The 20137-nt window shown below is 36.3% G+C and carries 17 protein-coding genes; 4 read left to right on the forward strand and 13 right to left on the reverse strand.

Annotated features, from left to right (window positions below; translation table 11 throughout):
- Window positions 1-45: 45 nt before the first annotated feature.
- The 3 genes from CKK03_RS15025 to CKK03_RS15035 all read right to left on the reverse strand — a co-directional run bounded on the left by CKK03_RS15025 (window position 46) and on the right by CKK03_RS15035 (window position 2271).
- Complete coding sequence (locus tag CKK03_RS15025; RefSeq protein WP_099363365.1) at window positions 46-660, reverse strand: DedA family protein; 615 nt, start codon at window positions 658-660, stop codon at window positions 46-48.
- Window positions 661-759: 99 nt separating this feature from the next.
- Window positions 760-1512 (reverse strand): exodeoxyribonuclease III, encoded by a 753-nt coding sequence (locus tag CKK03_RS15030; RefSeq protein ID WP_099363366.1) that lies wholly within the window; start codon window positions 1510-1512, stop codon window positions 760-762.
- 24 nt (window positions 1513-1536) lie between these two features.
- On the reverse strand, window positions 1537-2271 hold the full coding sequence (locus CKK03_RS15035; RefSeq protein ID WP_099363367.1) for a glucose 1-dehydrogenase: 735 nt from the start codon (window positions 2269-2271) through the stop codon (window positions 1537-1539).
- Between the two features lie 135 nt (window positions 2272-2406).
- On the opposite strand from CKK03_RS15035, the gene CKK03_RS15040 reads away from it, so the two are divergent.
- Entirely contained in the window at window positions 2407-3369 is a 963-nt protein-coding gene (locus tag CKK03_RS15040) for a hypothetical protein (RefSeq protein WP_099363368.1), read from the forward strand.
- Window positions 3370-3435: 66 nt separating this feature from the next.
- Window positions 3436-3852: a transcriptional regulator MntR gene (gene mntR / locus CKK03_RS15045; RefSeq protein ID WP_099363732.1), complete on the forward strand. Its 417-nt coding sequence runs from the start codon at window positions 3436-3438 to the stop codon at window positions 3850-3852.
- A 25-nt stretch (window positions 3853-3877) separates the two neighbouring features.
- On the opposite strand, the gene CKK03_RS15050 is transcribed toward mntR, so the two are convergent.
- The 5 genes from CKK03_RS15050 to CKK03_RS15070 form a co-directional block, all read right to left on the reverse strand.
- Entirely contained in the window at window positions 3878-5896 is a 2019-nt protein-coding gene (locus tag CKK03_RS15050; RefSeq protein ID WP_099363369.1) for a DUF4179 domain-containing protein, read from the reverse strand.
- Window positions 5897-6015: 119 nt separating this feature from the next.
- Window positions 6016-6462: a YndM family protein gene (locus CKK03_RS15055; protein WP_099363370.1), complete on the reverse strand. Its 447-nt coding sequence runs from the start codon at window positions 6460-6462 to the stop codon at window positions 6016-6018.
- A 95-nt stretch (window positions 6463-6557) separates the two neighbouring features.
- Entirely contained in the window at window positions 6558-8354 is a 1797-nt protein-coding gene (locus CKK03_RS15060; protein ID WP_099363371.1) for an ABC transporter ATP-binding protein, read from the reverse strand.
- Window positions 8338-10077 carry an ABC transporter ATP-binding protein gene (locus tag CKK03_RS15065; protein WP_099363372.1) on the reverse strand — a complete coding sequence of 580 codons (1740 nt, stop codon included), beginning with the start codon at window positions 10075-10077 and terminating at the stop codon, window positions 8338-8340. Before CKK03_RS15065 ends, CKK03_RS15060 begins: the two co-directional genes overlap by 17 nt.
- A gap of 118 nt (window positions 10078-10195) precedes the next feature.
- Window positions 10196-11530 carry an MDR family MFS transporter gene (locus tag CKK03_RS15070; RefSeq protein WP_099363373.1) on the reverse strand — a complete coding sequence of 445 codons (1335 nt, stop codon included), beginning with the start codon at window positions 11528-11530 and terminating at the stop codon, window positions 10196-10198.
- Between the two features lie 127 nt (window positions 11531-11657).
- On the opposite strand from CKK03_RS15070, the gene corA reads away from it, so the two are divergent.
- Window positions 11658-12608, forward strand: coding sequence for a magnesium/cobalt transporter CorA (gene corA / locus CKK03_RS15075; RefSeq protein WP_099363374.1), 951 nt, complete (start codon window positions 11658-11660; stop codon window positions 12606-12608).
- Between the two features lie 83 nt (window positions 12609-12691).
- Here corA and CKK03_RS15080 read toward each other — a convergent pair whose 3' ends face one another.
- On the reverse strand, window positions 12692-14911 hold the full coding sequence (locus CKK03_RS15080) for a glycoside hydrolase family 3 protein (protein WP_099363375.1): 2220 nt from the start codon (window positions 14909-14911) through the stop codon (window positions 12692-12694).
- A gap of 470 nt (window positions 14912-15381) precedes the next feature.
- On the opposite strand from CKK03_RS15080, the gene pepF reads away from it, so the two are divergent.
- On the forward strand, window positions 15382-17196 hold the full coding sequence (gene pepF / locus CKK03_RS15085; protein WP_099363376.1) for an oligoendopeptidase F: 1815 nt from the start codon (window positions 15382-15384) through the stop codon (window positions 17194-17196).
- A gap of 81 nt (window positions 17197-17277) precedes the next feature.
- On the opposite strand, the gene CKK03_RS15090 is transcribed toward pepF, so the two are convergent.
- The 4 genes from CKK03_RS15090 to CKK03_RS15105 form a co-directional block, all read right to left on the reverse strand.
- A complete protein-coding gene (locus tag CKK03_RS15090) occupies window positions 17278-17754 on the reverse strand; it encodes an NUDIX hydrolase (protein ID WP_099363377.1) in 477 nt (158 codons plus the stop codon).
- Between the two features lie 70 nt (window positions 17755-17824).
- Window positions 17825-18214 (reverse strand): VOC family protein, encoded by a 390-nt coding sequence (locus CKK03_RS15095; protein ID WP_099363378.1) that lies wholly within the window; start codon window positions 18212-18214, stop codon window positions 17825-17827.
- Between the two features lie 15 nt (window positions 18215-18229).
- Window positions 18230-18985, reverse strand: a complete 756-nt coding sequence (locus CKK03_RS15100; protein WP_099363379.1) for a class I SAM-dependent methyltransferase — start codon at window positions 18983-18985, stop codon at window positions 18230-18232.
- 565 nt (window positions 18986-19550) lie between these two features.
- Window positions 19551-19997, reverse strand: coding sequence for a hypothetical protein (locus CKK03_RS15105; RefSeq protein WP_099363380.1), 447 nt, complete (start codon window positions 19995-19997; stop codon window positions 19551-19553).
- Between the last annotated feature and the right edge of the window lie 140 nt (window positions 19998-20137).

The following is a 20137-nucleotide window of genomic DNA, read 5'->3' on the forward strand; positions in this document are numbered from 1 at the left end:
GTCTAGTTTCAGGCGCCGATTGATGTGCGCCCGAAGCATTTCTAATTATCTTGTTTTTGATCTTCTCTTGGTGAAAAATATAACAAGAAACCCAATTCCTGCTAATGCAATTAATGCATAGGTGATATTAGAGTAAATATCCATGTAATGAACAATTGTATCCCAAGATTCACCAAATGCAGCTCCTAGCATTACAAGAATCACATTCCAAATTAATGTTCCAAGTGTTGTAAAGAAAATGAACATCCAAAAGTTCATATTGGACATCCCTGCAGGAATGGAAATCAAGCTTCTGATTAATGGAACCATTCGACAGAAAAATACTGTCCAGTATCCATATTTATCGAACCAAGCATCTGCTTTATGGATATCCTCTTTTGTTACACGTAATATACGACCATAGCGGTCAACAATTTTCTCTAATCGCTCGACATCAAGTAAGCGGCCAATTCCGTATAGAATAATCGCACCTACAACTGATCCCAGTGTTGCAGCAATGATAACCCCCGTTACGGTTAATTTCGTAATAGTGGTCATAAATCCACCTGCAGTCAAAATCACCTCAGATGGAATGGGTGGGAAGATGTTTTCTAGTGCAATTAATAGAAAAATTCCAACATACCCAAATTGATCCATAAAATCTGTTATCCAATTATCCATTTTTACCTCCAAGAAGATGCTATTACCAATCTTTCGATAGCATTCTTATTGTAATCTATGTTTGTCCTTCTTTAAAGTATTCCTTTAAAATTTTTCCAATCAATGAATTTCCAGAACAACCGGACAGTGGTCACTCCCCATGATGTGTGAGTGAATCTGAGAATCTTTTAGTCGATCTTTAAATTTCTCAGATACGATAAAATAATCGATTCTCCATCCAATATTTTTTTCACGGACATTCCGCATGTAACTCCACCATGTATATTGATCGGTCATGTCTGGATAGAAATATCGGAAGGAATCAATGAATCCAGAATTGAGTAGATTGGTCATTTTTCCACGCTCTTCATCAGTGAATCCAGAATTTCCTCGATTTGATTTTGCATTCTTTAAATCTGATTCGGAATGAGCGACATTTAAATCGCCACACAGAATAATCGGTTTGCTCTCATTTAATCGAGTGAGGTAATCAAGCATTCGGTCTTCCCAATCAAGACGGAAATCAAGTCTTGCAAGATCTCTTTGGGAATTTGGTGTATAGACATTGATTAAATAAAAATCTTCAAATTCTAATGTAAGGATTCGCCCTTCTGATTCTTCGTTTTCATCTCCAACGCCATATGAAACGGAAAGTGGTTTTATTTTTGTGAAAACAGCTGTTCCTGAATAGCCCTTCTTAACCGCATAATTCCAATATTGATGATAGCCTTCAAGGTCTAGTTCAATTTGCCCTTCCTGAAGCTTTGTTTCCTGCACGCAAAAAATATCAGCGTCCATTTCATGAAAATAATTTAAAAACCCTTTTTTTACACAAGCACGTAATCCATTCACATTCCAAGATACAAGTTTCATAATCTATAAAGCTTCCTCTCTTTGTTACTCCTCATATATCATTTTTCTCGTCATTCCTCCATCTACAACGAGATTAATCCCTGTAACAAAATTATTTTTCGAATCGGTTAGATACAGGCATGCATTTGCAATGTCAGTTGGAGTACCGACCCGCTTTGAAAAGTGTTGGTCATGGTCTTCTTTACGAAGTTCCTCATAGTTACCTGTTTCAATCCAACCGGGTGAGATTGCATTTACTGTTATTTGATACTCCGAAAATGAAGCAGCAAGTGCGTGAGTAATAGCAACGATTCCGCCCTTCGTTGCTGCATATCCTTCTGAATGTGCTTCAGACATCATGGCCCTTGTTGACGCAATATTAACGATTGAGCCACCAGATTGCTTCATATATCTTGCAGCTTCTCTCGAACATAAGAACACACTTCGTAAATTCGTATGAATTACGTCATCCCATTCTTCAACCGTGACATCGAATGGTGATTTGAATAAGCCTTTGCCGGCATTGTTTATTAAAATATCAATTTTACCATAGGTTTGATAGGTTTGGTTTATCAAATTTTTGATATCCTGTTCCATTCTTACATCTGTTTTTATAAAAATGGCTTCCTTACCTTTTTCCTGAAGTTCAAGGGTTTGGTTTGTTCCCGCTTCTACATCAATATCTGCTAAAATCACTTTATCTCCATTATGTGCGTAACTATTCGCTATTCCTCTGCCAATTCCATTTGCCGCACCTGTAACAATAACAACACGATTCATTTATTTCACCAACCTATTATTCATAGTTTCAAAAACTTTCCTAATCCATTATAAACGACGAAGCAAATCTGGCAAAATAAAACAGAGATTCAGGTGTTATAAGAATGATAAAATATGTATTGGGGAGTGAGGTTTTTGAGGAAAAAAATTATTGCATTCCTATTCGTATTATGTAGCCTTCCAATTCTACTAAGCTTAGACACTATCACGTATAACTCTTCATATTATGCTAAATACGAGTCACCAAATGGAATTCTTTTTCTAAGCTATTCAGAAAACTGGAATGAGCAACAATTAGAAGAGCTTTATCAGGAACTAATAAAAAACAAACATGGTGAGGAAATTACCCTGTTACAAGAAGTTCGGGTCTTGGATGGTCCATCACCTTCAAATAATAGGATTACAGGAATCTATCATCCATTTATAAGCAGTATTACCCTTTATAAAGGAAATGAACATACAAATGCTCGAGAATATCGAGATACGTTGTCACATGAGTATGGTCATCATTTTGCCTATTATTATTTTCCTTCGCACCATTTTCCATTTTCAAAATGGGCGAAGCTAAGAGGGTTAGATGATATACCTATTCATTGGAATTCATTTTTAAATTACTCCGTATCAGCACATGAATGGTATCCGCAGGAGATTTTTGCAGATGATTATGTCCTATTATATGGTGCAACTGATGAAGCTAATCGAGATGAAGTCTATTCGAATGAAGCGTTTTATATGCGAACAGAGCATGAAAATCAGAAACTTACGAATGTCTTGGGGAATCAAGAATTGCAACAATTTATAGAGCGAGAAACAGGAATAAAGATCGATGATGACCGAAAATTGAAAACTCCTAAGTTGTCTTTAGTTACTGATGACAGTTTGACTTTTGATATCGAAAAAAAGGAAAATGTCGCATATCGATTAAATCTAGCAGACTATGAATATTATGAAATTACAGATGACAAGAGTGGTTCTGTTACTTTTTCAATTAATCATATCGATTTGCCTGAAAATGAAGTTATATCTATAGATGTTCTTGATTTGGAAACGTCAATCGGCTTTCGCACGGATGATATCCGACTTCATTTGGAAGATTAGATAGAAAATTATCCGCATTTCATTATATAATATAAACAGAGAGTTTTTTGAAAGGCGGTAATGACGATTCCGACACCGAGTATGGAAGATTATTTAGAAAAAATTTATTTATCGATTCAGCAAAAAGGCTACGCTCGAAGCGTGGATATTGCTTCTTCATTAAATGTTCTCCCTTCCTCCGTTACAAAGATGATGCAAAAGTTGGACGAGGAAGGCTATGGGATTTACGAAAGATACAGAGGCTTTGTGCTTACCGAAAAAGGATCTACAGTCGCAAAAAAACTAGTCGAAAAACACGAGATGCTTGAAGACTTTTTGAAAATGATCGGCGTCCAAGACCATAATATTTATGAGGAAGTTGAAAAACTTGAGCATTATATAAGCAAAGAAACTTCTCTATGCTTATCAACCCTAATTGACTTTTTTGATGAAAATCCTTCCGCGAAAAAAGAATACCTGCAATATCGAAAAGAGAAGATGTAAAAAGCTCAGGATATCCTGAGCTTTTCTATTTCAATTTTATATCGACATCTTCATCTAGATAGGTAGTTCCCCAATAACCGTTAATTTGCAGCCACCCAGGAACACTTTCTTCAGTAGAACTCTCACCATAGACTTCAAGTAACACTTTCGTTTGATAATGACGAGGTTGCTCTCCCGCATACATATATGCATTTTGGACATACTCATCACGGTTGTATATTTTCCCGTTTCGGTCAACAAATACACCATCACTATCCATCATACCGATAGGCATAGCCGAAGTGTTATTTCGTCCTAACACATCAAAATGAAGCGATTCAAATTTTCGTCCTTCCTTCATTTCAGCAGTTATTTCAATTTTTGTAGGCTCACCAAGTTCAACTTTATCAATTGAAATGTTACTTCCTTGATAATCAAAGGTTTGTGGAAATGGTTTGTTCATATCAATTTCTACCTTATAGTAATCATTCTTCGTATAGTACAATGAGCTTAATTGAAGACTGGCTTCTTTTGGGTTCTCAAAATAAAGTGAATCAAAAGGTGATTGAAAAGTAGCGTATTGCCCATCCCCACCTTGAATTGGAACACTCCATCCAAACATCGCTGGTTTTGCCTTCTTTTTCTTTGTTTGGATTCCTTTAAAAAACAGTTCGTTAATATATTTATCACATGTCGCTTGCTCAAACCGATATTGAAGAAGCGTTATCGTTGGAGCTATAATCAACTTCTCTATCTCTATTGGAAACCCATCTACTGTGAAATTTTTGTGGACTACATGTTCGAACGATTCTTGCTTTTTAACAGGTATCTCAAAATTCCATTCACCAGGGAAAAACGAACCCTCTCCATATACATCCATCCATTCAAAGTTTTCAGCATCCTTTTCCATCTTTTGTAGTTTTGATAGATTCAGTTTAATGGTTTTTGTCTCGGATGAAACGGGTAATAAACTAAGTATCCCCTTAAAAACATCTCCTTCACTCTCTAGGGCTTGAACTGGTAAAGGGTTGAGAGGAATGGCCTGTTGGTCAAAAGTCTTCATTTCTTCTTCAACAAATACACCATTCCAAATATTAATTCCATATTGTTCACTGTTTTCAAAGCTTTCAACTTCATAATAGATTAACGTTTGAAAATCATCGGCGATGGCGCTTTTTATCGTAACCTTAATTCCATTGCTTTCTTGAACAAGATTAAGTGGCTCCCCTATGCCACTTTTTAAGTAAGCTAATAGTTGCTTATCCTCTTGATCACGCCAGTCAAGCCATGAGTAATACATATAAGCAAATCCATTGGTCACGTAACCTATTAAGAGTAGTAAAACGAGTGAAGATGCAATTCCAATACTTATTTTGGTTCGTTTCTGTTTCTTCTTCTTTTTAAATTCTTCAATTTCAATTAATCTTATCTTCACCTTATCAAAAAACTGTGCAGGAACTTCAATCGCATCAGCTTTATCGATTAGTGAATAAATTGTAGCTTGGAACACTGTTAGACTGCTTTGACAGCTTTCACAACTGTGTAAATGAATCTCAAATTCTATTTTAGAAGGACGGTCTAAAGTTCGGCTTAGATAATCAATGTATTTTTCTTGATTATGGCCTTCTTCTACTCCACTCAAAATCTGGATACCTTTATGTAAATGTGCTTTTACTGTTTCGACAGGGATTTCTAGTATGTCGGCTGCCTGATTACGAGTAAGGCCAAGAACATATGTTAAAGCGAGAGCATCTTTGTTCATTTCATCAAGCATCTCTAGGACACCCTCAACCGATACTAGCGTATTTCTGTGCTTACATTCTTTTATAAATAGGGAAATAACCCAATTTTCAAAGGAAGCCTGCTTTTTTTTCTTATGTATTTCCGCCTGCACCTTTACCATCACATTGTAAAAAATTTCTTGGATGTCTTCCGTTTTTCTTATATAGACAGAGGCAAGTTTGTATAAGCTTTTTTTTCTTTGTTCAAACCAATCGATGATTGAATCCATGTTTTTTTGTTGCAACTTCTTTATTAAAATAGGGTCTGTTTCCGTTTTGATCACAATTTATGTCGCTCCCTTACCTTTCCTTCTCTCACTATTTCAACATAAATCGTGCGAATCCTCCTTTCTAGAACAATAAAAAAAGACTAAATCAGTTTTGATTTAGCCATAAAATACGTTTATTTCTTTTTTAATTCCTTTGTTTCTTCATCATACTCTTCAGCAAACTCAGTTTGAAAATTTGGTCTAAATTGCGATCTGTTTTGTACTCGTGGCTCTTCTTCAAGTACCTTATTCTGCATATAAGCATGGAACAGGACTTCGCTGAGAGCAATTGCACCGGCTGCAACTAGAGAAGCTGTGATTAAGCCTGATGTATTATCCATAAACATGTAGCTCAATATCCAAATTGAAAAGAAAGATAAGCCGAAATCTGCAATAGTAGCAACGGTATTCCCTGCTCTCGGTAACGTAAATAAATCTCCAACAACGTATGCAAGCCCCGTTACAAGTATACTCATGAGTAAAATCTCTCCAAAGGAAGCACCTCTAAATATTCCAAAAAGGGACAAGAGTACAATTGATATCACGATAAACTTAATTCCTAATGCCTTAAAGTGCCTCATGATTTAACATCATCCTTTAATTCTTATTTAGGCTTATCTTTTGATGATGTCCTAAAGAATATAAAAGGTAATTTTTGGTCAGTGATAATGTGGATTTAGATAACCTGATTCTCTAATTGACTATGATATAGGTTGTGATAATACCCTTTTTGCTGTAAAAGAGAGAAATGATCTCCTTTTTCGATGATTTCTCCGTCTCTCAGAACAATAATTTGGCCTGCTTTTTCAATCGTATTTAAGCGGTGGGCAATGATGAAGCTTGTCTTCCCCTTCATTAATCGTTGTAGTGCTTCTTGAATTTTCATTTCTGTGACAGTATCAATACTACTTGTCGCTTCATCTAGGATAAGAATAGACGGACTTGCAAGAATTGCTCTTGCGATCGAAAGTAGCTGCTTCTGTCCTTGACTAATGCCACTACCATCTTGCTTTAAAATCGTGTTATATTGTTTCGGAAGTTTCATAATAAACGAGTGTGCATTTGCCAATTTTGCAGCTTCTATCACCTCTTCGTCTGTTGCATCTAGTTTTCCATAACGAATATTTTCTATGATAGAGGCTTGGAACAGATAAACATCCTGAAGCACAAAGCCCATATTTTGACGAAGGCTTTCTCTTGTCATGGATGAGGTATTCACTCCATCAATTCTTATTGCACCTTCGTCCGGTTCGTAAAATCTCGATAATAAATTAATGATTGTTGTTTTCCCAGCACCCGTAGGGCCAACAAAGGCAACCGATTCTCCTGCCATTACTTCAAATGATACATCTTTAATTGTATTACCACCCTTGTCATAAGCGAAAGAGACATGGTTGAATTCGACTTTGCCATTAACTTCATTCATTTTTTTCGCATCGGTCTCGTCCTTAGCCTCTACTTCTTCATCTAAAATGTCAAATACACGTTCAGCACCTGCAATAGCTGATAGCAATGTATTGAATTGATTGGCTAAGTCATTCAGTGGGCGGGTAAATTGTCTCGAATACTCTGCAAAAATGACAATCGTTCCAATGGTGATATGTCCATTTAAAGCAAGTATCCCACCAATCCCTGCAATGATTGCAAAGCTTAGGTTATTTAATACGTTCATAAGTTTCGGGATAAAACCAGAATAAGCTTGGGCAAAATAGCCTGCTTTCTTTAGTTTTTCCCCCTTTTCTAAGAATTCATTGATTACTTTTTCTTCTTGTGAAAAGGTCTTTACAATTCTTTGACCAGAAATCGTCTCTTCGATATAACCGTTCAGTTCTCCTAAATAACGTTGCTGTTCCTTAAATAGCTTCCCTGTTCGTTTTGTGATCCACTTAATCCCGATAAACATGATAGGGATGATCATCATCGTAATCAAAGTTAACAGGGGGCTAAGCCAGACCATTATCGCTACAGTACCAACCAATGTAAGTAAACTTGAAAAGATTTGAATGACAGACGTATTTAACGTCGAGCTTACATTTTCAATGTCATTTGTAATTCGGCTCATCAGTTCCCCATGTTGGCGTTTATCAAAAAAGTGAATCGGTAACCGATGTAATTGCTCGAAAAGTTCAGTTCTCATCGAAAAGACTGTATTTTGAGCGATCCCTACCATCCAATAGTTTTGATACCACAGGGAAATAGAATGAAGAATATACACAATTCCTAAACTAAGAAGTAAAATGAGGATTCCATAATTGTCTTTTGTCACGATATATTCGTCAATCCCTCTTCCTAGCAAGTACGGCCCTAGGAGACCAAGCCCTGAACTCACTACTACCATAGCTAGGACAGCAATTAATAACTTATGATTGACCGCCAAATAGGACCAAATTCTATTGACCGTTCCCATTCTGTCCTTAGCCTGTTGTGGCTTACTCCCATCATTTTGTTTAGGGCGATTAATTCGCGTTGACATGAGCTTGTCCCCCTTTTCCGAACTGTGTTTCATAGACCTTTTGATAAAAGGATGAGGTTTGTAAAAGCTCTTCATGGTTTCCAGTGGCAAGTAATTTTCCGTCTTCAAGCAGTAAAATTGTATCAGTTGCCATGGCTGTGTAAATCTTGGAAGTAATAATCAATGTTGTACAGGTGTATTCTTTCAATGCCGTTAATAATTGGGCTTCTGTTCTTAAATCTAATGCACTTGTACTATCATCTAATAGCAGAATTCTAGGGTTGCGAACAAGTGCTCTCGCTATTGAAATTCGCTGTTTTTGGCCTCCCGATAGGTTAACCCCTTTTTGACCAATGATGGTATCGTATTGTAATGGAAGCTTTTCAATGGTTCCGTGAATTTGGGCGACCTTTGCTGCTTCTATGATTTCTTCCATCGTCGCATCTTGTTTACCCCAGCGGATGTTCTCCTTGATCGTTCCAGTGAACAACAATGCCTCTTGAGGAACATAGCCAATTTGTTTTCTCAATTCATCAAGTTTTCGATTCTTCACATCCATCCCGTCAATCACCACTCTTCCATGAATAACATCATATAATCGTGGAATTAATTGAAATAAGGATGTCTTACCTGAACCGGTTGCCCCAAGGATTGAGACTGTTTCACCTGGCTTTATTAAGAAAGAAATATCCTGTAAAACCTTCACGTTTGTTCCAGGATACTTGAAATCAACATGAGAAAATTCAATGCTACCTTCCGGGTTTTTAATACTTTTGACATTCTTTGTTGCCTCTATTAAGTCAACCTTAGTATCAAATACATCAATGACACGTTCTGATGAAGCTTTTGCCCGTGAAAAATGCATGATAATCCATGAAAAAACACCAAGTGCACCCGTAATCCTTGTCGTATAATTGATTACCGCAACAACTTCCCCTACTTGAACATTTCCATTACTCACATCAATACTCCCAAACCATAGAATCGCAATGATGCTAGCGTTCATTAAAAGTAAAAGTACCGGCATTGTCAATTCGATAAGGCGAAGCGATTTTATCGTTTTCTCCTTTAAGTCTTCGTTAGCATGTAAAAAACGGGAGGTTTCATGCTTCCATCGTACAAATGCTTTGATAAGTCGCATTCCCGATAGATTTTCCCTCATCACTCCATTGACGGTATCTAGTTTCTGTTGAACAGATTGAAAAAGCCTTCTCGCTTTCGTCATAACAAAAATAAGAAATATAATTAAAAAAGGAGTCGTAATAATGAGCATCATCGCAAGCTTGGCATTAACGATAAAAGCCATAACCATTCCAAAAATGATGAGCATCGGTGCCCGGATAGCGATACGCAGACTCATAAATACAGTATTTTGTAACTGGGTGACATCATTGGTCATTCTCGTAATTAATGTTGCTGTATCAAATTTTTGAAGATTTGCAAAGGAGAAGGATTGAATTTTCCCGAACAATTCTTTCCGAATGTCAAAAGCAAAACTTTGACTGGCATGTGAAGCAAAAAAGGAATTTGTAATACCTGATATAAAAGCAAGTAGCGAGATGCCGACCATAATTCCTCCCCACTTCATCACAACAGAAAGATCATTTTGTAATATACCATCATCGATCACTTTTGCGATTAAAAGCGGTTGCAAGAGCTCTACCGTAAGTTCAACAAAAGTCAAAACAAGAGCAATCGAAATGGCTAGTCGATAGGGTTTCAAATAAGAAAGTATTCTAAACATAAGGGCCTCCAAAATATGTACCAGAACAATTATTTCAATTTCCGAATTATTTTAATCATACAATATAATCCATTATTATTATAGAAAAAAAACACCAAAAGCATCCGCTTTTGATGTTTTATTGGTTTTGTAGTCTGTGAGAATATAATTTTTGGCTGACAAAAAAGCTGATAGCAGTTGCAAGAATGACTGTAATTAACATATAAAGAATCAAATGATGCATTCCCTTTCCTACATCAACTTGACTTGTAATAAGCATTCCCATGATACTTGCCCCAAATGTGGTTCCAATGTTTCTTGCAAAGAATTGAAGACTTGTTGACATTCCCTTTTGATGAGCTTCTGCCAATTCCTGTGATCCAATTGTCCCAATCGTAACGACTATACCGAATGCAAAACCCTGAATGGTTAAAATCGTAAAGATATACCAGAAACTTGTGTCTTTATTCATGAAAAGCGCAAGAACTGCTGATAGTATGAGCAGGCCGTTCCCTAAAAAGATTGTTTTTCGATATCCATATTTTAAGATGAGGTTTCCTGAAGGAACAGATGCAAGCATCCAGGCAACACTCATCCCGAATAGAACGAGTCCACTAACTGTGATTGAAATCCCTTGAACTTCCTGCATAAACAATGGTACATAGTTAGAAAACGCAAAAATACTTAAAAAGATTAAAAAACCATTAATATTTAACCAAGAAATATTCTTATTCTTCAATATTTCAATTGGGATGAATCGTTTATCTGACTTTTTCTCGGCGTATATAAATGCAATTAAAAAGAGGATCCCAATTATATTGTAGATTACAAGATTTTCAGTTGTAATGGTGTTCATTAAAAACGCAAGCATACTTCCAGTAAAAAGAAGTGCGCTAAGATAATTAAGTGGGTTTTTATCCTTAGTAATGCTTTCTTTGTAAGGAATTAAACATAAAAGAACAATGATTCCAATTGGAATATTAATAAAAAATATCCACCGCCATGAAAGTGTCTCAACGAAATAGCCCCCGACAAGCGGTGCAATGACAGCAGCAACCCCCCACATGGCTGAGAAGAACCCCTGAATTTTTCCGCGTTTTTCGATTGAATAAAGGTCACCGGCAATAATCATGGTTAATGGTGATACTCCACCAGCCCCTAAGCCCTGGATTCCACGGTATACGATTAGTTCTACCATCGAGTCTGCTAATCCACAAAGTAATGAACCGATTGTAAATAGAATGATAGAAATACTAAAAATTTTTTTCCTACCATAAATATCGGCAAGTTTCCCGAATATTGGTAAGGAAACAGTAGAAAATAAAACATATATGGCAAACATCCACCCATAAAACTTATATCCACCTAGTGTTTCTGCAATCGTAGGGGCAGTTGTCTGGAGGATTGTTGTATCCATAGCACTGATAAGCATCGCAAGTACAATACTTACTAACACAAATGGTCTAGATTTCATATTGTCTTCCCCTTTTTAGTTTTGAATTACTCCATTATACTAAAGGAATTGGAAAAAATAAGCTATATGTTATTATAAAAAAAATACTTTACGTACATGATTTTATCAATAAAAATGAGGTTATTTAATGATTCGCATTCTTGCAATTAGTCATCAAAACGAACGTCTAACTGATATCCCAATTACAGCAATAAAAAACACAGATTGTAAATGGTATTGGATTGATTTTAACCGACCGACTGAAATGGAAATTGAGGAATTATCAAAAACACTACAATTTCACCCACTGGCTATTGAAGACTGCATCCATGTGTTGCAACGACCTAAATTAGATTTTTACGAAAAAAATACGTTCTTTGTTTCACACAGTCTTCATCGATTTACACTGGAAAAAGAAGAAATCAATATGTTTCTAGGTGAAGGATATATAGTGACCTTTCATTTATCAGAATTAGGTGAAATAAATGATGTGTGGAATCGATTAATGGTTACTGAAACGATTGAGAACTGGGACCCCTCTCTCGTGTTGTATCACATCATTGATAAGCTGGTTGATAATTATTTTCCAGTTGTGTACCAACTTGAAGATACCTTAAATGAAATTGAAGACAATTCTAATGAAAAATCGATGGAAGAGCTACTTGATGAACTTTTTGATACGCGTCATAATTTACTTACCTTAAGGCATACGGTGGTACCAATGCGGGATTTGGTTTATCGAATTGTTAACTCACATCGCCTTGACCTATTGCAGCATCGAATTGAATATTTTCATGATATCCATGATCACCTTTTACGACTAACGGAAAAAATTGATGCGAGCCGGGAGCTTACTGCGGATATTCGCGATAGCTATTTATCGCTAAATTCGCATCAAACCAATAAAGTGATGCGCATCTTAACTGTTATAACGACAATCTTTATGCCACTAACGTTTATTGCCGGCATCTATGGAATGAATTTTAGTCATATGCCTGAACTTACATATAGATATGGGTATTTCGTAATTCAAGCAATTATGATTGTAATTGGAATTGGTATGTTTGTGTGGTTTAAGAAAAAAGGTTGGTTTCGGTGAGGTTTAGGTACGGTTGCTTGTTGGATAAGGGAGATAGCATATGAGCCGACCAAACATATAAATTTTGGTCGGCTCTCTTTTAATTATTTCTTTTTACCATTATTCGATTTCTCTTGTTCGTAAGTTAGTCCAAATCCGTATTCGTATTTGACACCCGCTTTAGTCTTATAAGTGAAATGTTTATATTCTTCAGGTGCAAAGCTTGGAACATCACCTACTTCTCGCTCTACTGCTTTCGCGCTAGCTGGTATAGCGAATGGAAGTTTACCAACCGGATTGAATTCTCCAGTGATTACGTCAAATACTGCTTCTTGTTGTGTACCAAAAGTACCAATAAATGCAGCTGCTTTTGGTTCAAGCTTATTTATTAGCCATTGGTTCGTAAAGTTTACAGCAGTGATCGTTGGAACCGCTTTTTGGATCTCAACAATTCGGTCTACATCAGATATTCCAGTTTCTGGACCAACCGTAATACGTGGGTTATTATCCCAGTTCGATTGAGTTGGTTTTACATATACATATGCATGTGTTGCTTCCTCAACACGATCAACTATTTCAATGTTAGGGAACTTTTCGTTAAGAGTATGCTTTAAATCTGTAGTAAATCCTTCAGATTGTTTTTTAGATTCCTCAATCACATATTGTTCAGGATTATCATTACTTCTAGGTGCTGCAACTCCAACAAATCCTTCAACATAAAGCTTAACATTCTCTAATTTCTCTTCTGTTAACGGTAATAGGTTTTCACCTTTCACCTTATCATTTCGCATTAGAACAACTGATTTTTGATGTGCTTCATAAGCTAAAGCTCTGTGTTCTTCATCGTTTGCCAAAGCAACCGCTTCTTCAGGATTTACATAAGGATCTTCAAACAGTCCTAATGTCATCATTTCAGAAAGAGTATAAGTTAATGATTCGTCTACTTTTTCAATGTCTAGAAGGCCTTTGTTAACTGCCTCGATTAAGTACTCTGGTGTTGCACTACCTGAGATAATATTGGTACCAGCATTTACAGCTTTTGCAACTTTTTCTGCTGCTGTTTTATCATTGTATCCCCATGCACTACCTGCAACTGCACCTGAGTCAGAGTTAACATAACCTTTGAAACCAAGTCCTTCACGTAAGTAACGAATTATCCCTTCATTTAATGTCATACCCACTTCTTCAAATTGCTGATCCTCTTGATTTACATATGGTGGTAACCCCTGGTCAGCACTATCATTACTTGGATATGCATAATAAGGCATTACAGATGAAACTCCTGCTTCAATCGCTCTTTGGAACGGAGGAATGTGATACTTTTCCATACTTCCCTCTGTCGGATAAATGTTAAAGCTACCGTTTTCAAAGTGAGGATCTTGTCCATCATCACGAGCTCCGCCACCAGGGAAATGTTTTACTGTGATTGCTACACTGTCTTTTCCAAGTTCTTCACCTTGGAAACCTCTGATAATTTCATAGTTCATATCTCCAACAACTTTTGGATCTTCCCCGAATGTTTCTTCAATTCTTGCCCATAGTGGATCAGTGGCTACATCGGCCATATATCCATACACTTTACGAATACCTGCTGCTCGCCATTCTTGTCGGGCAATATCGGCGAATTCACCAACAGCTTCTACATCTCTCGCTGCAGCTAAACCTAAGGTTCCAGGCCAGAATGTGTGTTGATCTTGGGAATTGGTGATATTTGTATAATCTGTTGATGCAGAGTTTCTAGGATTTGAAGTGATAACAACTGGAATCCCTAACTCAAGATCTTCTGCTAATTTTTGCATTTGGTTATTATAATTTGCGATATCTCCTAAGTTTTGAGACAAACGATAAATAACATGGCGCAATTTTTTATCAGTAACAATTTTACTATTTTTAGGTGTTACAAAATTTCCATCTGTTGGATCTGCTTCTGGAGTGTGTGTAGCGATATACATCAACCCAGCCTTTTGCTCAAGACTCATTTGACTAATTAAATCAGCCACACGTTCTGATACTGGTTTTCTCCAGTCTTCGTAGACATCTAAGCTTTGATCTCCATTTGCATCTCTAAAATACTTATCGCTAATTTTTAGAATTCTATCTTGAGTTGCTACTTCAATTTCTGGTTGACCTTCTGCTTTTTCAACTTTATAGGTTGTGATTGCACCTCTTCCGTCATACGGAGTAGCTTCTCCCTCATTCCCTGTGTACCCCTGCTCATCTGCAAAACCAATTGTAGGCGCTACAAGTGAGAGTGCAAGTGTACTTGCTAAAAGTTTTTTCCTTAATTTTGAAGACTTTCTGATTTGCCTCGATACTGATGCCATTTTTCTTCCTCCCTAATAAATGTAAGTTTTCACATAAAAATAGTGTGATTTATAGAAAAATACGTCCCACCCAAATCGTTTTTTGTGGGGTTTGTATTTATTCTCGAGTTCATTTCCTGCTTGATTGAATTGTTAATAGAAGGAATGATTTTGGAATATTCATTTAGTTAACGCTTTCAGAATACGCTTCCATTTTTGTGAAATAAATAATTAATTAGACTACTAAACAAATTAATTACTAATATATTACCATTCTAATAAGTTCATCGTCATGAGTCTAAGATACTTATTTGACGCGGGACTTTAGATGGTAATTATTTCTAGTAGGTATAGTAAAAAGGTATGGTTTTTAACTAAATAATCAGATGTATTTAAATTTTTCATAAAAACTTTATGAAAATACTATTTAATCCCCCCTCATTTCAGATATAATAATACTTAGAGTGCCGAAATAATTAGGGGGTAAATTTATGACAAAGGTAAAAGAAAAACTATTAACTCGTTCAGAGGTCCCTGTTGAACAAACTTGGAAACTGGAAGATTTGTTTCAATCGGTTGAAGCATGGGAACAAGAATTAGCTTCAATTGAGTCTGATGTATCAACTGTAACAAAATTTAAAGGGCAACTAGGAAATGATGCAAAAACATTCTTAGATTGTTTACTTGCAAAAGAAGAACTTCAAAAGCGTATGGTTGTACTAGGTACATATGCGAGTCTACGATTCAATGAGGATGCGACTAACCCTGAGAATCAAGGAAATGCAGCAAGAGTTTCGTCTCTTTTTTCAGCAATTGGTGCAGCACTATCATTTATTGAGTCTGAAACACTTGCATTACCGGATGGAACAATTGAACAATACATAAAAGAAGAAAAAGAATTAGAAGTATTTCAGAATAATTTAAGCGTCATTTTGGATAAAAAACCACATACCCTTTCGCCTGAAACGGAAGAAGCGTTAGCTGCTCTTGGTGAGGTTCATGATGCACCATATATGATTTATCAACGAAGCAAAGCGTCTGATATGACATTCCCTTCATTTAATGATGAGGAAGGAAATGAGCTACCCCTTTCCTTTGCTCTATTCGAAGATCGCTACGAGCTTTCTGAAAATCCGACAATTAGACGAAATGCATTCAATACTTTTTCTGAGACATTGAAAAAATATCAAAATACGTTTGCGGCTGCATATGGTACAGAAGTAAAAAAACAAGTGGCATTATCAAAATTACGTAACTATGAATCTGTTACTCATATGCTCTTGCATCCACAACAGGTTACTCTTGATATGTACAATAATCAGTTAGATATTATTCAAACCGAACTTGCTCCACATATGAGAAAATTTGCGAAATTGAAACAACGCGTTCTCGGCATAGACAACATGCATTTTAGTGATCTAAAAGCACCAATGGATCCTGATTTTAATCCAAAAACAACCTATGAAGAAGCTTCAACAACCATTCTTGAGGCTTTACAGGTGATGGGTCCTGAATATAGTGCCATCATGGAAAAAGGACTTACTGAGCGTTGGGTTGATCTCCCTGCTAACGTTGGGAAATCAACAGGTGCCTTCTGTTCCAGTCCTTATGGTGCTCATCCTTACATTTTAATTACATGGACGGATACAATGCGTGGGGCATTTATTTTAGCTCACGAACTTGGGCATGCAGGTCATTTTTACTATGCAAATGGACATCAACGAGTTGGAAATACTCGCCCATCTACTTACTTTATCGAGGCACCATCAACCATGAATGAGTTACTTTTAGCTGAACATCTATTATCGAAAACAGACGATAAGAGAATGAAGCGTTGGGTGATTCTTCAATTGCTAGGAACTTACTATCATAACTTTGTGACTCATTTACTTGAGGGTGAATATCAACGTCGAGTTTATGCACTAGCTGAAGCTGGAAAACCAATTACAGCCCCTGCCTTAAGTGCTATTAAAGGTGAAGTTTTAAAATCTTTCTGGGGAGATGCGGTTGAAATTGATGATGCAGCAAGCTTAACATGGATGCGTCAGCCACATTATTACATGGGACTATATCCATATACGTACTCTGCTGGATTAACTGCTTCTACTGCTGTAGCACAGTTAATCAAAGAAGAGGGTCAACCTGTAGTTGATCGTTGGATTGAAGTATTAAAAGCTGGTGGTACAATGAAGCCACTAGAATTAATGAAATATGCGGGTGTGGATATGTCTCAACCAGATGCAATCCGCAAAGCAGTTGCCTATGTTGGCGAATTAATTGATGAATTAGAAGGACTTTACGAATAATAGTGATAAAATGCCCAGAGCTTTTCTGGGCATTTTCTAACTTTTTTTAATCCATTTACTAAGCAAGTAATATATTCTAACCTAAATTTCAAACGAACTTTCTAGTTCCCACAAACGTTCTCCTATTTCATCGATTAGCGCCTTTGCTCTTTTTTCGATATTGGTAGGGAGATTATCATTGTTAAAGAACTCTAGATTTATACTTTCTCCATCGTTCATTTCTAAATTACCACTGACGTTCAAAGCATGAAATAAGCTAATTACACTGTAAGTTTCATCCCCATTTGGATAACGAAAATAATATCGGGGGCCAGAAAAGACACCAATTAAACTGAAATTATTTGCTATTAGTCCTGTTTCTTCTTTTAGTTCACGGGTTGCAACTTCTTCAATTGTTTCCCCAAGTTCCATAGAACCACCCGGTAATCCCCAATCCAATGTGTCCGATCGATGCTGAAAAAGAAGCTCTCCTTTATCATTAATTACAAGAATTGTAGCTCCTACTGTTATGATAGGTTGAGTACCGATTAATTTTCTTAATCTAGAAACATAGCCCATATATATACTCCTCATCATAAGATATGTACTTGGAAAATTGACAAAATGTCCTTAAAAGGAATCGTTATTGTTAACCCGTACAAGCCATAATGATATTTCCATCTAGGTCTTTGAAATTAAACCAAGCAAAGTTCTCCCCCACTCTTTCAATTTCCCTTACGATTTCGATATCACATGATTTAATAAAATCATAGGCAACATCAATGTCGTCAACTAGAAAATTAAAAATCGGGTTTGGCGATGGTTTGTGGATGAAAGCAGGGTCAAAGGCATGGTCATCTAAGGTTAAACCCGTGCTTCCATTGATTGGAATATTATAAACCGGTGATTGAACACTTTTTAAATCTGGTTCAAATCCTAAAATCTTGCTGTACCATTCAACTGATTTTGTTAAATCTGTAACGTGAATGAACACACCTCCCATTGTGTTTTTAATTGGAGATTGGTTCGTTTTGTTCATTTTTACCACATCCTTTTATAGTTTACGAGCTTTTATGATCATCGTTGTAGGAAATTTCCGTGCTTTGTATAACGAATAATAGCGATCTGATACCTCATTCTCAATTGAAGTTAGTGACGAAGAAATATCACTTTCTATAACTTGATCTATCGTAAAACCTGCTTTTATTAATTCATTTATATACGTGCTCATTTTTCTTGTTGGTATTACCATCGGTGCATTTTCACCTTTAAAGTTACTGTATGTAACTGTTCCTTCGTTCTGATATGATCCTTCTAGGTAAATACGGCCATTTTCACTTTTTAAATGAGGATATAAAGGATGATCCCAACTAAATAGGAAATAACCACCAAATAGCAAATAGTCATAGATTAATTTAAAAGTGGCTGATAAATCTGTTGACCAACCGATTGCATAAATAGAATAAACTAGATCAAAATATTCCTTCGGTATGCCAATATCCTTCTCCATTGGAGCACAATATAAGTGAGGATTCAAACCTTTTAGTGTTTCATTCGCAGTTGCTATTTGAGATACTGACAAATCTACTCCCCATATTTCACCTGCTCCTTTATCTGCCATGTATTTTAATGAATGCCCACTTCCGCAACCAATATCAAGCACTCTCCTAAGTGATATATTCTCAAGTAGTCCCAATTCATCCTCTGTTTGTGTAAACGGACCATAACTAGGAAGAGCATCCTTTCCATTAAAATGATGCGCTACAATGTCCCAGCTCTTTTTATTGTTTATCAAAATGTCATTTGTCATAACCTTTACCTCCTCTAAAACATACATTCTATAAATAATGTAAATATCCTTTTCTATAAATGTAATAAAAATCCATTTGCGTATCATTTATAAGTAAAAAAACAGTATAAACATTCGTAAAGAAGAAATGCGTATGCATTTTTTGAATTTGGTAGTATGAAGTCATGCGTAAAAACCAAAAAAAGGTAGAAATGATTTTAAAAGAGATCATAAATGTAAAAAAAGTCCATTTGCGAATCATTTATCAGTAAAAAGGCAAAAAAAACATACGTAAAAAAGAAATACGTATGTTTTTATTTAGATTGGCGGTATAAAAACATTCGAAAATTCTAAAAAATGTAAAAAGATTTCAGAAACGAAGATAATGTCCCTAAAGAAATATTAAGTAAAACAATAGCACCCTTATTTGCAGGACGTAAATAGGTAACATCAAGTTGCTAATAAGGGTACTATCTATTAAACTATATTTGTTTTTTAATACATGATTTTTTATATTGCTTTTTTGTATGTTATTATTTACAATGTTTCTCCACTATAATTGTACTACTTTAGAACTTGAGCCCCTTTAAAAACACGTAAACGATTGGATTTGTCTTAAGCTGATTCCAAAGTATAACCATCTAAAGCCATTCCATCTATACCCTGAAACGGATCTTCTGCCAACAAAAGTTGGGTAGAACCAGAATTGTCCTGGGCCTCGTAACCATACATAGGTATATCTAAACAGACATCCTCTGATGCTCCCTGGATCGACTGCAAATGCTTGAGCTTGTTGAGATTGCGAAGGAACAAACGACGGTGGTGGTGCAGTTGGTGGTCCTCCTCCCTGTCCCTGGCCAGCTGGTCCAAATGGTGGCCCACCTCCAGGCCCTTGGCTTGGTGGTCCGAATGGTGGTCCCATCGAACCTCCGCCAAATGGCGGGAAGAATGATCCCATCTGTCTTTCATATTCGTAATAATTGTCTAAATCAGTGTGGTATGGTGGTAGACCGTTTGGGTCGTAATAATACATCTTTTTATACACTCCTTATTCATAGGCTACTAGCATCCTATTCCATAGGCTTACGCCTTTCAACTTGTACCTCTAAAATGTGCTTTTACCTAGAACCTTAGGAAAATTAAAAAACACCTGTCTCTGATACCCATATAGTA

Origin of the sequence: Fredinandcohnia onubensis (assembly GCF_002734215.1) — a bacterium.
Lineage (GTDB): Bacteria > Bacillota > Bacilli > Bacillales > Bacillaceae_L > Ferdinandcohnia > Ferdinandcohnia onubensis.

Excerpts from the sequence above, each read along its gene's own strand:
- CKK03_RS15090 (WP_099363377.1), bottom strand. The coding sequence starts at position 17,754 with ATGGGCTATGTTTCTAGATTAAGAAAATTAATCGGTACTCAACCTATC.
- corA (WP_099363374.1), top strand. The coding sequence starts at position 11,658 with ATGATTCGCATTCTTGCAATTAGTCATCAAAACGAACGTCTAACTGAT.
- CKK03_RS15055 (WP_099363370.1), bottom strand. The coding sequence starts at position 6,462 with ATGAGGCACTTTAAGGCATTAGGAATTAAGTTTATCGTGATATCAATT.
- CKK03_RS15080 (WP_099363375.1), bottom strand. The coding sequence starts at position 14,911 with ATGGCATCAGTATCGAGGCAAATCAGAAAGTCTTCAAAATTAAGGAAA.
- CKK03_RS15070 (WP_099363373.1), bottom strand. The coding sequence starts at position 11,530 with ATGAAATCTAGACCATTTGTGTTAGTAAGTATTGTACTTGCGATGCTT.
- CKK03_RS15035 (WP_099363367.1), bottom strand. The coding sequence starts at position 2,271 with ATGAATCGTGTTGTTATTGTTACAGGTGCGGCAAATGGAATTGGCAGA.
- CKK03_RS15060 (WP_099363371.1), bottom strand. The coding sequence starts at position 8,354 with ATGTCAACGCGAATTAATCGCCCTAAACAAAATGATGGGAGTAAGCCA.
- CKK03_RS15100 (WP_099363379.1), bottom strand. The coding sequence starts at position 18,985 with ATGACAAATGACATTTTGATAAACAATAAAAAGAGCTGGGACATTGTA.
- CKK03_RS15105 (WP_099363380.1), bottom strand. The coding sequence starts at position 19,997 with ATGTATTATTACGACCCAAACGGTCTACCACCATACCACACTGATTTA.
- CKK03_RS15025 (WP_099363365.1), bottom strand. The coding sequence starts at position 660 with ATGGATAATTGGATAACAGATTTTATGGATCAATTTGGGTATGTTGGA.
- CKK03_RS15095 (WP_099363378.1), bottom strand. The coding sequence starts at position 18,214 with ATGAACAAAACGAACCAATCTCCAATTAAAAACACAATGGGAGGTGTG.
- CKK03_RS15065 (WP_099363372.1), bottom strand. The coding sequence starts at position 10,077 with ATGTTTAGAATACTTTCTTATTTGAAACCCTATCGACTAGCCATTTCG.
- pepF (WP_099363376.1), top strand. The coding sequence starts at position 15,382 with ATGACAAAGGTAAAAGAAAAACTATTAACTCGTTCAGAGGTCCCTGTT.
- CKK03_RS15030 (WP_099363366.1), bottom strand. The coding sequence starts at position 1,512 with ATGAAACTTGTATCTTGGAATGTGAATGGATTACGTGCTTGTGTAAAA.